1 protein-coding gene is annotated in these 1,134 nt (G+C 51.7%); it reads left to right on the top strand.

Going from position 1 to position 1,134, the window contains the following annotated elements; genetic code table 11:
- A partial coding sequence (locus CXF86_RS19945) for an MtrB/PioB family decaheme-associated outer membrane protein (RefSeq protein ID WP_145992405.1) occupies window positions 1–1,134 on the top strand: 1,134 nt, incomplete at both ends.

Below are 1,134 nucleotides of genomic sequence, written 5' to 3'. Positions count from 1 at the left end.
ACGAGTTATCAGTCAGGCAATGCGCGCAGCCAGTTATGGTACAAAGATGACGTGCTGACACCGAGTGAGCATACTCAGATCCAGGAGCTCTCCCTGCAGAGAAATAAAGCTGGCCTGGGTCTGAGTTATGGCCGCGATTTCTATCAGGCTTATGTGCGCTATGACCACGAGCAAAAAACGGGTTACCAGAGCAGCAGTATCGTCACCCCACGTCCGGTTAATTTCGGTCTGCCTATCGATGCTAGCACAGATAACCTCACCGCAGGCCTGTCACTCTCCGGCGATAATTGGACTACAGATCTGAATTACTTCGTCAGTCAGTATAACAACGATATTGGCGCCTTAAGTCTCCCCTATCTGTATGACGTTTTTGCACCCGCTCCTGACAATCAGGCCCATCAACTTAGCTTGTCTGGCCAATACCAATTGAGCCGCACCGTCATGAGTGCTCGTCTGGTATCGGGCAAGATGATCCAAGACGATAATTTGATCCAGATGCCCGGTAACCCACTGCAAAACTGGGACGGAGAAGTAGATACCTTAGACGGCAAGCTGTCTGTCACCTCGCTGCTGAGCAACAAACTCAGACTCGGCGGCAGTGTCGATTACAGCAAGCGCGACAACAAGGGCTCGGTATGGGAGTTCGCCCAATATGAAGTGAACGGCATCACAGGAGCCTTTAAACAGAATGTACCTTTAGACACCGAGCGCCGTGGCCTCAAGCTTAATGCCAGTTACCGTCTGACCAGCGACTATCGCCTGCAAGCCGGCTATGACAGAAAAGAGATGGAGCGCAGCCATGGTGACCGTGAACAGACCAATGACGACGTGCTATGGGCCAAACTCAATGTCCGCGCATTGGATAACCTCAAGCTTAAGTTCAAGGCCAGTCTGGATAACCGTGGCGGCAGCGAATATCAAACCAGCGAACTGACCTCATCTGAACAGAATCCGTTGCTGCGAAAATACTACCTGGCAGACAGAGAGCGCACCGCCTTCGAAGCCAAGTTTAATCACACCCCAACGTCGTGGCTCAGCCTGGATATGACCGCCCGCTACGCCAAAGATGATTATAACGAGACGCAACTGGGTCTGACCGAATCTGAAGATTACGGCTATGACATCAACCTTGGA

The sequence above is a fragment of the Shewanella sp. GutCb genome, from assembly GCF_002836135.1.
In the GTDB taxonomy this organism is placed as follows: domain Bacteria; phylum Pseudomonadota; class Gammaproteobacteria; order Enterobacterales; family Shewanellaceae; genus Shewanella.
The sequence above is the reverse complement of the archived record's forward strand: the minus strand, read 5'-3'. Positions and strand labels throughout refer to the sequence as shown.